Genomic DNA, 13784 nt, shown 5'->3' on the forward strand with positions numbered 1-13784 from the left:
AAGGAATTAATCGAGCGGTAGTCTGCCGTCAAAGCAAAAGCCGAAATTTAGGGTAGGTCTCGCGTTAGTGTACCGCTTTACGTGCCAATCCATTCTCACTACCAAGCCAGTATTAAGCGTGGCGCTAACACAACACTACCGCAGCGCTTAAACCTTAGAACCTGAATATAGTCGAAGCGGCAGCTTACTTACCTTGCTGCTGCATGAAACACGTTCTACTCTTCTTGGTGCTGCTGCTGGCGCTAACCGCAGGCCCTGCTCACGCGCAGCAGCCGACGCTGTACTTTCCGCCAACTACCGTGGCCGGTACTTGGGCCACTACCACGCCGCAAAGCCTAGGCTGGTGTCAGCCGCAGCTCGATTCGCTGGTTGACTTTTTGGGCCGCAAGCGCACTAAGTCGTTTATCGTGCTCAAGGATGGCCGGATCGTAGTAGAGCGCTATTACGGTACCTACACGCAGGATTCCGTCTGGTATTGGGCCTCGGCGGGCAAGTCGCTCACGGCTACACTAGTGGGCATTGCGCAGCAAGACGGCCTGTTGCGCCTCTCCGACAGCACCTCGCACACGCTTGGGCGGGGCTGGACCTCGGCTCCGGTCGCCAAGGAAAAACTAGTTACGGTGCGCGACCAACTGGCCATGACCACCGGCCTCGACGATACGCCGCCCTCCCCCTGCGACAATGAAAGCTCCACTGCCAGCTGTCTGCTCTATCGCGCTGATGCCGGCGCCCGTTGGGCCTACCACACCGGCGCCTACCGGCTGCTGCAAAACGTAGTATCGTCGGCTAGCGGCCTCACTATCAACCAATACACCAACCAGCGGCTGGCCTCCCGCATCGGCATGAGCGGGCTATGGATCAATGCCGTGTACTACAGCCGGGCCCGCGACATGGCTCGTTTCGGTTTGCTGACCCTGGCCCGCGGCACCTGGAATGGCACCACCATTCTGCGCGACACCGCTTATTTCCGCCAGATGACCACGCCTTCCCAAACCCTGAACCGCAGCTACGGCTACCTGTGGTGGCTGAACGGGCAAGCGTCTTACAAACTTCCTGGCCCACAACAAACCACGTTCCCCGGCCCGCTTGTTCCCTCCGCCCCCGCCGACCTGATTGCCGCCCTCGGCAAAAACGACCAGAAAATCTACGTGGTACCAAGCTTGGGCTTGGTAGTTGTGCGCCAAGGCAAAGAAGCCGGCGACATGCGCCTGGCCTTGTCGGAGTTTGATACCAACCTGTGGCGCTATCTGATGGCCGCCATCCAGTGCCGGCCGCTGGCCGCCAGCACCGCCGCCGACCGAAGCGCCGCACAGTTCTATCCCAACCCGGCTACAAATAGCGTGACAGTCACGGCAGTACCAGATGCCCGCAACCTGCGCCTGCTCGACGCCACTGGCCGGTTAGTACGCCAGCAACCCACGGCCGCCACCGAAACCAAAGTTTCTTTAACAGACCTTCCAAATGGCCTCTACTTGCTCCAGTGGCTGACATCGGATGGCCGCGTGCTAGTCACGCGCCGACTGGCGGTAAGGCAGTGAAATTGTGAGGTTGTGAAGTTGTGGTGCTATGAACTGCCGAACGGCTTCGTGGTACGACTATCGTTAAACCACCTGTAGAAAGATACTATGCAGCCATCTGCAATCTGCAACGATAGTCATACCACGAAGCCCTTCGGCAGTTCATAGCACCACGTCACCCGGCCCCGCGCCATTCGCGTCGCCCGAGCGTCAACTTCACAAACTCACAACTTCACCCCTACCGGGCGCCCGGCGGGCAATGTTCTTTCAGGAACTTGGTGTAGGTGCTGGCCAGGTGGCGGCTGGTGCCCTCGCCTTCCGAGATGCTGTGGCTGCGGTTCGGGTAAGCCATTAGCTGGAACGTTTTGTTGTACTTCACCAGCTCGTTGATCATCTGCTCGGCGTTGTTGTAGTGCACGTTATCGTCGCCGGTGCCGTGCACGAGGAGCAGGTTGCCGCGCAGGTTTTTGGCGTAGTTCAAGGGCGAACCTTCCACGAAATACTTCTTGTCTTCGGGCAGCAGGCCCATGTACCGCTCCTGATAGATGTTGTCGTAGTTGAGCTGATTGTCGACGGCGGCAATGGAAATACCCGTTTTGTAGATCTGCGGGTACTGGAACATCAGGTTGAGCGTAGACGAGCCTCCCCCGCTCCAGCCCCATACTGCTACGCGGGTGGTGTCGATGAAGGGGTTTTTCAGCACTTCCTTGGCGCCCATGGCCTGGTCGCGGATGTTGAGCAAGCCGATGTTGTGGTAGATGGACTTGCGCCACTCCCGGCCCCGCGGAGCCGGGGCGCCCCGGTTTTCCAGTGAAGCATAGATGTAGCCGTCGTCGGCCATGCTGCCTTGGTAGAGGCGGTTGAGGCCCGTTCCGAAACGGTCCGTCACGGTCTGGCTAGCGGGCTCGCCGTACACGTAGAACACGATGGGGTACTTCTTGGCAGGGTCGAAATTGGTAGGTTTCACCATCCAACCGTCCAGGGTCACGCCATCGGTGGTTTTAACTTGGAAGAATTCGGCCTTGGGGAGCTTTATACTGCGGGCCCGCTCGGGTACTTCGCCACCGCTCAGGCGCTTGTGGTCGGGCAACGACACCACGTCGGCCACCGGGAAAGTAGCAGCATTAGAGAACGTGTGCAGGGCCAGCTTGCCGTTCGGCGAGATGTCGTAGCCGTGGGTGCCAGTTAGCTCTTTGGTAGTGACGCGCTCGGCCTTGCCACCTTTGAGGGCCACTTTGTAAAGGTAAGTTTGGGTGGCATTTTCGGGCGAAGCCGTGAAGTAGATAATCCCGTTCTTTTCATCAACCAGCTGCATGCTGATAACATCGTAGTCGCCTTTGGTGAGCAGCTTTAACTGGCCGCCGCGGCTTACGGAGTAGATGTGGCGCCAGCCGTCTTTCTCGCTCAGCCAAATAAAGTTCTTGCCGCCATCAATCCAGTCCCAACCAACGGCTTCGTTTTTGGCATCAATCCAAGCCTTATCGGTTTCGCTGTAGATGGGCTTCACGTCGCCGGTACTGGCGGTGCAAAGCATTAGCTTGCTTTCGTTTTGGCGGCGATTAAGCTGCTGAACAATCAGTTCGGTGGAATTAGCGGCCCACTCCATACGCGGAATGTAGTGTTGCACGGCGTCGCCGGGCACCTTCATCCAAGTGGTAGCGCCGCCCTGCGCGGGCACTACACCCACGCGGCAGCGGCTCGGGTCTTCGCCTACCACCGGATACTCCACGGGCACCGTGAACGGGTAGAGCTGATCCGTGGTGTTGAGCATCAGGTAGTTCTTGGTTTTGGCCGCATCTAGCTGCCAGTAGGCAATGCTCTGCCCGTTTGGCGACCAGCGGAAACCGTCGCGGCAGTCCAGTTCTTCCTCGTACACCCAATCGAAGGTGCCGTTTATCAAAGACACGGTGCCATCGGTGGTGAGCGGCTTGATACTCGACGAGGCCAACTCTTCCACGTACAGGTTGTGCTCGCTCACGTAGGCCACCCGCGTGCCGTCGGGCGAGAATTTGGCAAACATCAACGACGATTCGGGCCGGCCCTTGCCGAGCTGCTTCATCGTGTTGGCTTTGAGGTCGGCCACCCAATAGTCGCCGCGGGTGTCGTAGCGCCACACTTTCTTGGTGTTGGTGTGGATAAGTACTTTCTGGCCGTCGTCGGAGAAGGCAAAGCGGCGCACTTCAATGGGAGCTGACTGCCCTTGGGGCGTCAGCAGGCTTTTGCCCACCAGCACGGTACGCTTGTTTTTGTCGCGGGCATCGAGCAACACAATTTCGCCATTCTCGGCATTCATGTAGCTGTAGCCGTCTTTGGTCCATTGGGTGCCCGGACCGAACTGCGCCTGCGCCTGCGCGACTAGCAGCAGTTGAAAAAACATTATCACTGCGGCCATCTGCCGCGTGCATATTCTAAGCATGTAAGAGAATTTGAACAGTACGAAGTGAATGGTGGGTGAAATTACACAATGGTTTTTGTCTTGCTTGATCTTGTTTAAAGGAAATAGCAGCTCCTAATTTTTAGTGGCACGCCTCGGAAATCAAGACCCAACTTCTACCCTTTCGTTGCACACGCAACAGCGCTGGTGGTAGTGCCACGACTTTTCACCTCTATCGTGGAACATCCCTCGTGGGCTGTCGTGATATCCCTATCGTTGCTGACGCCCACCCAATTCGGCCCGCAAGTCGGTTCTTCACCGATAGTAGTACCACGACCGGAAAAGTCAGGGAAATCACTCTGCAGTTCCTCGTTCAACCCGCTGTCGTTCATTGATAGTGGTGCCACGACTATTCATGCAATATTTTGAATCTTTATCCGCCTATTGATGTATGTACATATATTACCGTATCTTTAACGGGAAATCATTTAGAATTTCAATCCTGATTATGCAAACGCTCCTTCACACCGCCGATTCGCGCGGTCATGCCAGCCACGGTTGGCTCAACTCGCATCATAGCTTCAGCTTTGCGGGCTACAACAACCCGCAACGGATGCATTTCGGGGTCCTGCGCGTCCTCAACGACGATACGGTAGCCGGTGGCATGGGCTTCGGTACCCACCCGCACGACAACATGGAAATCATCAGCATTCCGCTTTCGGGCACGCTCGAGCACAAAGACAGCGCCGGCAACCACGGCATCATTCAAAGCGGCGACGTGCAGGTGATGAGTGCAGGCACGGGCATCGCGCACAGCGAGAAAAACCACAGCAAAACCGAGGAAGTGAAGTTTTTGCAGATCTGGCTGTTCCCCAACAAGCGCAACGTACCCTCTCGCTACGACCAGCAAACGTTCCGCGCCGAAGACCGTCACAACCAGTTCCAGCAAATTCTGTCGCCTAACCCCGACGACGCCGGCGTCTGGATTCACCAAGATGCTTGGTTTCACCTGGCTGACTTCGACGCCAACTTCTCGGCCGAATACCAAGTGAAGCGCGCCGGCAACGGCGTCTATGTATTCGTGCTGGAAGGCGACGCCACCGTAGCCGGTCAAACCCTACACCGCCGCGATGGTTTCGGAATCTGGAATACCGACTCGTTCACCATCCAAGCCAACAGCAATACTCGTTTGTTGTTGATGGACGTACCGATGGAACTTTAATTGCTGAGCTGTTAGCTAACTACTTCGTGTTGCTAAACAACGGCTTACACCAGAGTTACTCCTCGTTTACTGCCGCGTAAACCCCGGCCAGCAAAGCCGTTGTAACGCGAAGCTCCAGCTTCTGCGTACGAGTGAAGCGAGTAAGCGGTACCGCGCCACCTGCGCCAATGCGAGATACTCGCTTCGCTCGTGCGCCAAGCTGGAGCTTCGCGGTACATGCAAGGCCGCGCCGTCCACAAAATCCGACCAATCCGAAAAATCCGTGATCCATGAAACTCGCCACCACCACATATCCCGTACTCGAAACTATTCGCAAACGGTGGAGCCCCCGCTCCTTTGCCAGCTACCCCGTTGCGCCCGAAACGCTGGATCAAGTATTTGAAGCGTCTTCTTGGGCTGCTAGCGCTATGAATGAGCAGCCCTGGCGCTACATTTACGCTCACCATGCCGACCAGGAAGCGTTCCAGAAAATGGTCGACTGCCTGATGCCTGGCAACCAGCCTTGGGCCAAAAACGCGCCCGTTCTGATTCTGGCCCTGGCCAAAACGCACTATGACAACGGTACCCCCAACGGCGCTGCGATGCACGACCTGGGGCTAGCCAACGGCAACCTGATTCTGGAAGCCACCGCGCTGGGCTTGCATGGTCACTTTATAGGCGGTTTCGACCGAGACCGTGCCAAGGAATTGTTCGAGCTGCCCGACACGCTGCAACCCGCCGTGATGATTGCGCTGGGCTACATGGGCGAGGCCGAGCAGTTGGAGGAGCCGTTTCTGAGCCGCGAAAAGGCTCCGCGCCAGCGCAAGCCCATAACCGAAATTGCTTTTCAAGGCGGACTGAAGTAGATTCTTGCGCAAGGCCTATCGTTGAACGATGGGCACTGCGCCACCAGAACGATTATCGTTCAACGAGGCGCGAAGCTCAGGCTTCGCGCTCCTGCCGATGCCATTTCCTATTTAACCACACACCACAATGCCACATACCATTATCCGCGCCGCCGACCGGGGCTTGAAAGACATAGGCTGGCTGCAAAGCAATTTTTCGCTCAGCTTCGGCCCGTATGCTAATCCGGCCCGCAGTGGGTTCGGCTTGCTGCGCGTCTTCAACGACGATTTCGTGAAACCCGGCAACGGTTTCGGCCTGCACGCCCACGCCAACATGGAAATCATTTCGGTGATGCTCGCCGGCCGCATGAACCACATCGATTCGTTGGGCTTCTCGGAAGAAGTAACCACCGATTGGGTGCAGATTATGAGCGCGGGCACTGGTCTGCGGCACGAAGAGCACAACATCGGCGACGACGAGGTGAACTTCCTGCAAATCTGGGTTGAGCCGAAGCTGCAAAACGTGACGCCCCGCTACCAGCGCCGCCACTTCCCGGCCGAGAAGCGCCGCAACCAACTTACCACCATCGTCAGCAACGAGGAAGGCACGGCGCATTGCTGGATCAACCAGAACGCCAAACTTTCGCTCGGTTATTTCGACGCCGGCCAGACCGTGTCGTATAGCCTGAATCAACTCAACAAAGGCGTATTCATTTTCCTAATGGAAGGCGCCCTAACAGTGAACGGCGAAGCCGTAGCGCAGCGCGAAAGTATCGGGCTGTGGGAAACGGCCACGGTGGATATAGCTTGCACAACTGAAAGCAAGTTTATTGTCATTGAAGCCCCGATAAACCACTAAGCTGAAAGTTGCCTGTGGCGTGAAGCTCCGGCTTTGCGCATCGTTGCTGACTGCCACCCCGTACCAACGGTTGCCGTTCAACGATGCGCGAGGTCGGAGCTTTGTATTTCTATTCTTGACTAGAGTTTCATGACCAAGCAGCGTGTACTTCTCGGACTTGTAGCGCTGCTGGTCTTGCTAGCGAGCGGAGGCTTTCTGATTGGTTGTTCTATTTCGGCACCGCGCTATCAGGGGCCGGTAACCGGGCATTTCGACGGCAAGCAGTTTAAAAATGCCGGCGGCGTACACGGGCAGGAAGGCCTCAGGCCGCTGCTTAAGTGGCAGCTGCACCGCGACAAAGGCGGATTCCCGGAGCAGCCTGATTTGCCCTACGGCCCCAAGCCGCCGGCCTATGTGGGCATGGGCCAGCTGCGCGTCACGTTCGTAAACCACAGTACGTTTCTGCTCCAGTTCGATAGCCTGAATGTGCTGACCGACCCCATCTGGAGCGAACGAACCAGCCCTTATCAGTGGATTGGCCCGAAACGACTGCGGCCGCCGGGCCTGCGCTTCGAGGACCTGCCCAAGATTGACGCCATTCTCATCAGTCACAACCACTACGACCACCTCGACCTGAACACCTTGCGCCGCCTGGCGGCCCGCGACCAGCCGCGCATTTATGCCGGGCTCGGCGTGCGGGCCTTACTCGAAAAAGAACATATTGCCAATGCTACCGACCTGGATTGGTGGCAACAGCAGCCCCTGAGTTCGAAAGTGCAGCTAGTAAGTGTGCCAGCGCAACACTTTTCCGGCCGGGGCCTCCGCGACCGGGACGCCACGCTCTGGACGGGCTTTGTGCTGCGTACCACTGCCGGCCCGCTCTACTACGCCGGCGACACCGGCTACGGTCCGCACTTCCGCGAAATCGGGCGCCGGCAAGGCCCCATCCGGCTCGCCATTCTGCCAATTGGGGCGTACCGGCCCATTTGGTTTATGCAGCCCATTCACACTGCTCCGGCCGAAGCCGTGCAGGCCCACCTCGACCTAAACACACCCCGCAGCATTGCCACCCACTTCGGCACCTTTCAGTTGGCCGACGACGGCTTAACTGAACCCGTGACGGATTTGCGACAAGCCTTGCGCGGAAAGCAGCTTGCGGATAGTACGTTTTTGGTGCTGAAAGAAGGCATAGGCTGGCAGCTACGGTAGAGCTTGTTGATAATCCTTGCCTGCTACAAGATTACTATTTGAGCTTTAGATGTTGGAATGGAAAATTCAACATTCCACAACCACAATTTATTCGTTGAATAATCCTTATGGTTCTATAAGTCAGTAAGTAATAAAGGGATAGTTATAAAAACACCAAAACTTTTTCCGACTTTTGTCCCGGAATTATCCGACTTACTTGCTCTATGAAACAACGTTTACTCGTGCTTGCCCTGAGCGTACTTAGTGTTGCGGGCTGGGCGCAAGTCTTACCAAACCAAGGTCCTCCGAAAGCTATTGCTACCCTAGCGGAAGTTTTGCCTGTGCCCCAGGTGAGCATCTCGCCTAATGGTGCTTGGCGGCTGATGCTGGATGTGCAGGAAATACCTTTTACGCCTGATTTGATGCAAACGGAGCTGCGTTTGGCGGGTTTGCGCATCAACCCCCGTACCAACGGGCAGAGCCGGGTAAGCTATGCTACTAACCTACGGCTGAAGCGCCTGCCTAACGGCAAAGAGCTATTGGTGCAGGGGCTGCCGGCGAATGCACGCATCAGCGAAGTCACTTGGTCGCCGGACAATACCAAAATTGCATTCACCCATACTACTAGCAACCATATTGAGCTGTGGCTGGTCGACGTAGAGTCGGCTTCAACTCGAATGGCGGCTCCCAACTTGTTTTTGAACGGAGTATTTGGCTCGTCTTACGAGTGGGTATCGGACAACAAAACGCTGCTGGTGCGCGCCATAGTTGGGGGCCGGGGCGAAGCGCCCGTTGCGCCGGCTAACTCGGCCAACACCGCTAGTGCTAAGAGCCCACAAAGCTGGGCCCGGAACCCTACCGACGAGCTTCTCTTTAACTACTACGCATTGGCGCAGGTAGTAAAGCTAGGTATCGACGGCCGGATGCAGCCCATGGGCTCGCCGGGTATCATTCAGCAAGCCTCTGCTTCTCCCAACGGACAGCTGGCCCTCATCAAAACCCGGCACCGTCCGTTTTCGCACACGCTGCCCGTTAGCTGTTTTCCTCTGCGGGTGGAGGTGTTGAATATGGAAGGGCTGGTAGTAAAAGAACTGGCCGAATTGCCCATCATCAATTCTCTGCCCGCCAGCCCAGATGTTGTGCCTCCTGGACCGCGCAACCACAACTGGCGCGAAGATGCCCCCGCTAGTTTATACTGGCTGGAAGCGCAAGACGGCGGCAACCCAAAAACGGCTTCTGCCATTCGCGACAAAGTAATGGGCATGCCGGCCCCTTTCGACAGCAAGCCGTTGGAGCTAGCCGTATTGCCGCTACGCTTTTCCAATATCTATTGGGGCAGCGACAACTTGGCCCTGGTACAAGGCTATAATTCAACCGAGCATCACCAAACCACTTGGACCCTCGACTTAGCCACGAAAACTTCACTCACCGTTCTTTTCGACCGTTCGACCAACGACACCTACACCGATCCGGGTACGCCCTACGTGAAGCGCAATGAATTAGGCCGCCCGGTACTGGTTACCGACGCGAAAGGCGACATCGTATACTTGTTTGGCAACGGCGCCTCACCGGAAGGCGACCGTCCGTTTGTGGACGAGCTGAACGTGCGGACCAAGAAAAGTGTGCGCTGGTGGCGTTCCGAAGGTGCTTTCTACGAGGTACCCGTTGCCATCTTGGATGCCAACAAGCGTCAATTGGTTACGCGCCGCGAATCGGTAACGGAAGCCCCGAACTATTTTCTGCGCGAAGCCCGCTCCGGCCGTCTCACTCCGATAACCAGCTTCACTGCTCCTAGCAATAGCTTGAGCAGCTTTAAAAAGCAAGTAATCCGGTACAAGGTCCGGCTTGCCGACAGCACTGAGTTGGCTGCCAACCTTTATTTGCCAGCGGGTTATAAGAAAGAGGACGGGCCGCTACCTACCCTGCTGGAAGCTTATCCGGTGTCATACAAAACCAAGAAGGAGGCCGGCCAAGTGAAAGGCTCACCTTATATGTTCTCGCGCTTGGCCTGGGGCTCACCGGTGTACTGGGTGGCACAGGGCTACGCGGTACTGCAGGGCGCTACCATGCCCATGATGGCGGAAGGTGAGCAGGAGCCTAGCGAAGCCTACACCAACCAACTGGTGGCCTCAGCTAAAGCGGCCATAGATGAGGGCAACCGGCTGGGTATAGTGGACCCCAAGCGCGTGGCGGTGATAGGCCATAACTATGGGGCTGGCATTACGGCTAACTTGCTGGCATACTCCAGCTTGTTCCGGGTTGGTATTATGCGCACCGACAATTTTAGCCGCACGCTGGCACCGTTTGGGTTCCAAGGTGAAGACACGCCTAGTACGCCGAACCCCGAGGTTTATAAAGCCATGCTGCCGTTCAGCTCCACTGGCGAGATTAAGGCCCCGCTGTTAATCGTTAATGGTGCGAGCGACAACCCATTGGATACCAACAACGAGGAGCTGGAGCGCTTTTACAAAACGCTGAAAGATCAAGGAAGCGTTGTACAGCAGGTGATGCCACCCGCCGAATCGCACGGGTACGCAACCCGCGAGTCTACGCTGTTCGTGCTGCGGGAAATCAATACTTGGCTGGATACCCACATGTCCAGCGCGGAAGCTACCGCGCCTGCCGCTGCTACCACCGACGGAACCGTAGCAAAGTAGACCCTGGTTTCTATTTTTTATGTTAACCCTGGACGAAAGTCCGGGGTTATTTTTTGGGTTGGCAGCAGCAAAATGCGCTGGCTATCAACGTGGCTTAGTGGCCCAATTCGTATAAAGATTTCAACGATTATCTGTACAATATTATGAGCTTATTATAACCCGAGTGGTAGCGCCTTCGTTGAAGCCACAATTCAGTTCTCTGTCTGTACTTGAAGTTTACCACCATGAAAACCCTCAAATTATACATAAGCATGTTGGCTGCTGTGCTAACGCTGGGCAACATTGCTGCCACCCCTAAAGCAGTAGCTCAAACCACCAAAAAAGGCTGGAGCAAAAAGGGCAAAGGTGCTGCCATCGGCGCGGGTACGGGTGCGGTAGCAGGTGCCGTTATTGCCGGTAAAGGCGACCGGGCAACGGGTGCCGTAGTAGGCGGTGCCGCTGGCGCTGTCGGGGGAGCCCTAGTTGGCCGTAAGAAAGATAAGAAAAAAGACCCTGTTCGCTACGAACAGTATTCTCGAAAAGACTAACGACTAATTTAGTATGCTCTGTGGAAAGCCTCGCACCGTTTGGTGCGGGGCTTTTTGCTGCTTGCAAGGTTGAGGAGCGGATTAACCACGGGGCGCAACCTTACGATGGGCTTAGCCAGTATGTGCAGTATGCACTTATTCGTTTACACCACGCTCAACGACAATGCCCGCCGCCTGCTCCTCACGCAGCTGCCCCCTCACATTACCGCTACTATTCGCCAAGACCTCTCAGAAGACGAACAAGCTGCCGCTTTCCAGTTAGCCGATATTTTACTAGGGAATCCGCCGGTTGAATGGTTTGCGCCTGCCTCTCCGCCGGCGCTTCGCTTCTGGCAGATTGACTCTGCGGGCATTGAGCGCTATCAGCAGGTGCAAACGCAAGCGCAGGTTGCAAATATCGGCGACTTTTTTGCCTGGCCTTGCGCCGAAACCATGGTGGCTGGTATTTTGGGCTGGTACCGGCACATTCCGGAACTGGCAGTGCTTCAATCCAATACAGAGTGGGTGGGGGCTCCTATTCGCGAGCGGCTAGGGCTGCTGCGCGGCAAGCGCGTGGTTATTCTAGGTAGCGGCGCTATCGGGCAGGCCGTAGCGAAACAGCTAACCGGCTTCGATTGTGTTGTTCAGTTTCTGGCCCGCACCGACCCGAAGGCGCAACTGCACACCAAAGAAGAACTGCTGGCGGCCCTGCCTGATACTGACATCGTGGTAAACTGCTTGCCGGGCAGTGCCGAAAACTTTTTCTCGGCAGATCTAGTGCAGGCTATGTCGCCGGGCAGCCTCTATGCCAGCGTCGGGCGCGGCAACACTACCGATGAACCAGCCCTGCTAACGGCCTTGCAAGCTGGCCGCCTTGGCGGCGCCATTCTCGACGTGACCAACCAAGAGCCACTGCCCCTCGACAATCCGCTTTGGCAGCTACCTAACGTGCTGCTCACCCAACACAGCGGCGGCGGCCAGCCCGGCGAGGACGAAGGCAAAGTAGATGTTCTGGTGCGTAATCTTCGCCGCTTCGAGCAAGCCCAACCGCTGGAAAACCGCGTGGAGCTGAGCCGAGGCTATTAGGGCACGACGTAGCGCGGAAGCCACAGGAAGCCACAGAAATCCTGTTCCGCGACGCGCAACGCGAGTTCCTACGCGTTGGCACCATACGGCGCAGTACTGGCTACTCGCGGTGCTCGTCGCGGAACGGAAGCCACAGGATTTCCGCGCTACACCGTGCTCCGGGATAGCACAGCGGCTAGCGGCTGCCTTCGTAGGTGATGGCCACCACCTCTACCACTTCTTCTTTTGGTCCCAAGCGGAGTGTAACGGTCTGGCCTAATTGGGCTCCCGCTACGGCCCGTGCCATGGGTGCTACAAAGGCTACTTTGCCTTCTGCTACCGATGCTTCGTCTACGCCCACAATGGTGATGAGTCGCTCCTGCCCCGGCTTACCGCCACTGCGGGTACGCAGCACGACGGTGGCTCCAAAACGTACTTCTCCGGCCGGCTGGCTGTTGGGGTCTACGAGTTTAGCAGTGGCAATTCGTTGGTTGAGCGCGGCAAGTTGAGCGTTGAGAATGGTAAGCTGTCTGGTTCGGTCGGTTTCGTTTTCGCGGTTTGCTTCCGCTTGGGTGCGCTGTGCTTCCAAGGCCGTTAACTCCTCTTTAAGCTGCTCCAAGCCTTGGGGCGTGACGTAGTTGGGGGTGCCCGGCGGCAAGGCCGGCCGGGGCAGGATGATAGGGGCTTCTAACGAATCATCTTCCTTGGTGAATGCTCGGCTCATGTTGTTTGCTAACGCAGCCCCTTCCGGGCAGGTTATTGCCGTAGCCTGCTGATTTCACTTTCTCACCAGTTCCAGCATCTGCCGGGCATTGCCGATAGCTGAGGCATCAATGTCGTTGTTGAAATACAGATACGCTTCCTGAACCTGACTGGCCGCCTGAATCTGCGCGGCTACTTGGCACAGATAGGCCTCACTGTATGGTGACTTGTAGAGTTCGGGCACGCCATGAAAGCGGTAGTAAAGCAGGCGGGTATTGGCCACCACTTCGTCGGGCAACTCGGGGTGGCTTTGGCCGCAGAAAGCTACGCCGTGCCGGGCTAGCTCCTGGTACACATGGCCTTCCCACCAGCTTGGGTGCCGAAACTCCAGCACATTGCTGAATGCCGGGTCCAGACTATCCAGAATACGCTGCAAACGGTCGTCGGAGTAAGCTAGGCGCGGCGGCAATTGGAACAGCACGGGCCCTAGCTTTTCGGCCAGCCCTTCCTGCACCGTGCCATAGAAATCGGCGAGTAATTGGGCGCTGTCGTTGAACTGCTTGTAATGGGTAATGAGGCGCGGCGCTTTCACCGAAAAGCGAAAATCGTCGGGGCTGATCTGGTACCAGTTCTCCAGAAACGACAGCTGTGGAAACCGGTAGAACGTCACGTTCAACTCCAGCGTGCGGAAGTGCTGGCTGTAAAACTCAAACCACAGCCGCTGCGGCAGCTTATCGGGGTAGAAGGCGCCTTTCCAATGGCGGTAATGATAGCCAGAACAGCCAACGTGCCAGATGGGCATAGCGCAGATGATGAGGTGAAACGAGTGCCGTTTGTTGTTCCGACATTTGGCGCCTCTCCCCGCTTGAGGCGCGGAATGTCGGAACAACA

The 13784-nt window shown here is 56.7% G+C and carries 11 protein-coding genes; 8 read left to right on the plus strand and 3 right to left on the minus strand.

What is annotated here, in order from left to right; all coding sequences use genetic code 11:
* Positions 1–203 precede the first annotated feature (203 nt).
* Positions 204–1538: a serine hydrolase domain-containing protein gene (locus tag VF639_RS18200; RefSeq protein ID WP_331147361.1), complete on the plus strand. Its 1335-nt coding sequence runs from the start codon at positions 204–206 to the stop codon at positions 1536–1538.
* Between the two features lie 217 nt (positions 1539–1755).
* Here VF639_RS18200 and VF639_RS18205 read toward each other — a convergent pair whose 3' ends face one another.
* On the minus strand, positions 1756–3933 hold the full coding sequence (locus VF639_RS18205; protein WP_331147362.1) for a S9 family peptidase: 2178 nt from the start codon (positions 3931–3933) through the stop codon (positions 1756–1758).
* 466 nt (positions 3934–4399) lie between these two features.
* Here VF639_RS18205 and VF639_RS18210 point away from each other — a divergent pair, with 466 nt between their 5' ends.
* The 7 genes from VF639_RS18210 (at position 4400) to VF639_RS18240 (ending at position 12212) form a co-directional block, all read left to right on the plus strand.
* Positions 4400–5113: a pirin family protein gene (locus VF639_RS18210; RefSeq protein ID WP_331147363.1), complete on the plus strand. Its 714-nt coding sequence runs from the start codon at positions 4400–4402 to the stop codon at positions 5111–5113.
* A gap of 269 nt (positions 5114–5382) precedes the next feature.
* Complete coding sequence (locus VF639_RS18215) at positions 5383–5958, plus strand: nitroreductase family protein (RefSeq protein ID WP_331147364.1); 576 nt, start codon at positions 5383–5385, stop codon at positions 5956–5958.
* Between the two features lie 127 nt (positions 5959–6085).
* Positions 6086–6796 carry a pirin family protein gene (locus VF639_RS18220; protein WP_331147365.1) on the plus strand — a complete coding sequence of 237 codons (711 nt, stop codon included), beginning with the start codon at positions 6086–6088 and terminating at the stop codon, positions 6794–6796.
* Positions 6797–6925: 129 nt separating this feature from the next.
* Positions 6926–7984, plus strand: a complete 1059-nt coding sequence (locus VF639_RS18225; protein WP_331147366.1) for an MBL fold metallo-hydrolase — start codon at positions 6926–6928, stop codon at positions 7982–7984.
* 203 nt (positions 7985–8187) lie between these two features.
* The gene (locus VF639_RS18230) at positions 8188–10620 is read left to right on the plus strand and encodes an alpha/beta hydrolase family protein (RefSeq protein WP_331147367.1); all 2433 of its coding nucleotides are present in this window, start codon (positions 8188–8190) and stop codon (positions 10618–10620) included.
* Positions 10621–10844: 224 nt separating this feature from the next.
* Positions 10845–11147: a glycine zipper domain-containing protein gene (locus tag VF639_RS18235; protein WP_331147368.1), complete on the plus strand. Its 303-nt coding sequence runs from the start codon at positions 10845–10847 to the stop codon at positions 11145–11147.
* Between the two features lie 129 nt (positions 11148–11276).
* Entirely contained in the window at positions 11277–12212 is a 936-nt protein-coding gene (locus tag VF639_RS18240; RefSeq protein WP_331147369.1) for a D-2-hydroxyacid dehydrogenase, read from the plus strand.
* A 175-nt stretch (positions 12213–12387) separates the two neighbouring features.
* Here the strand turns inward: VF639_RS18240 and VF639_RS18245 are convergent, their stop codons facing one another.
* Both VF639_RS18245 and VF639_RS18250 read right to left on the minus strand, forming a co-directional pair.
* The gene (locus VF639_RS18245; RefSeq protein WP_331147370.1) at positions 12388–12915 is read right to left on the minus strand and encodes a GreA/GreB family elongation factor; all 528 of its coding nucleotides are present in this window, start codon (positions 12913–12915) and stop codon (positions 12388–12390) included.
* A gap of 54 nt (positions 12916–12969) precedes the next feature.
* The gene (locus VF639_RS18250; RefSeq protein ID WP_331147371.1) at positions 12970–13695 is read right to left on the minus strand and encodes a DUF72 domain-containing protein; all 726 of its coding nucleotides are present in this window, start codon (positions 13693–13695) and stop codon (positions 12970–12972) included.
* Positions 13696–13784: the final 89 nt, after the last annotated feature.

The sequence above is a fragment of the Hymenobacter sp. genome, assembly GCF_036387835.1.
Lineage (GTDB): Bacteria > Bacteroidota > Bacteroidia > Cytophagales > Hymenobacteraceae > Hymenobacter.

Coding starts and splice junctions, on each gene's coding strand:
- VF639_RS18200 (WP_331147361.1), top strand. CDS start 204: ATGAAACACGTTCTACTCTTCTTGGTGCTGCTGCTGGCGCTAACCGCA.
- VF639_RS18205 (WP_331147362.1), bottom strand. CDS start 3,933: ATGCTTAGAATATGCACGCGGCAGATGGCCGCAGTGATAATGTTTTTT.
- VF639_RS18210 (WP_331147363.1), top strand. CDS start 4,400: ATGCAAACGCTCCTTCACACCGCCGATTCGCGCGGTCATGCCAGCCAC.
- VF639_RS18215 (WP_331147364.1), top strand. CDS start 5,383: ATGAAACTCGCCACCACCACATATCCCGTACTCGAAACTATTCGCAAA.
- VF639_RS18220 (WP_331147365.1), top strand. CDS start 6,086: ATGCCACATACCATTATCCGCGCCGCCGACCGGGGCTTGAAAGACATA.
- VF639_RS18225 (WP_331147366.1), top strand. CDS start 6,926: ATGACCAAGCAGCGTGTACTTCTCGGACTTGTAGCGCTGCTGGTCTTG.
- VF639_RS18230 (WP_331147367.1), top strand. CDS start 8,188: ATGAAACAACGTTTACTCGTGCTTGCCCTGAGCGTACTTAGTGTTGCG.
- VF639_RS18235 (WP_331147368.1), top strand. CDS start 10,845: ATGAAAACCCTCAAATTATACATAAGCATGTTGGCTGCTGTGCTAACG.
- VF639_RS18240 (WP_331147369.1), top strand. CDS start 11,277: ATGCACTTATTCGTTTACACCACGCTCAACGACAATGCCCGCCGCCTG.
- VF639_RS18245 (WP_331147370.1), bottom strand. CDS start 12,915: ATGAGCCGAGCATTCACCAAGGAAGATGATTCGTTAGAAGCCCCTATC.
- VF639_RS18250 (WP_331147371.1), bottom strand. CDS start 13,695: ATGCCCATCTGGCACGTTGGCTGTTCTGGCTATCATTACCGCCATTGG.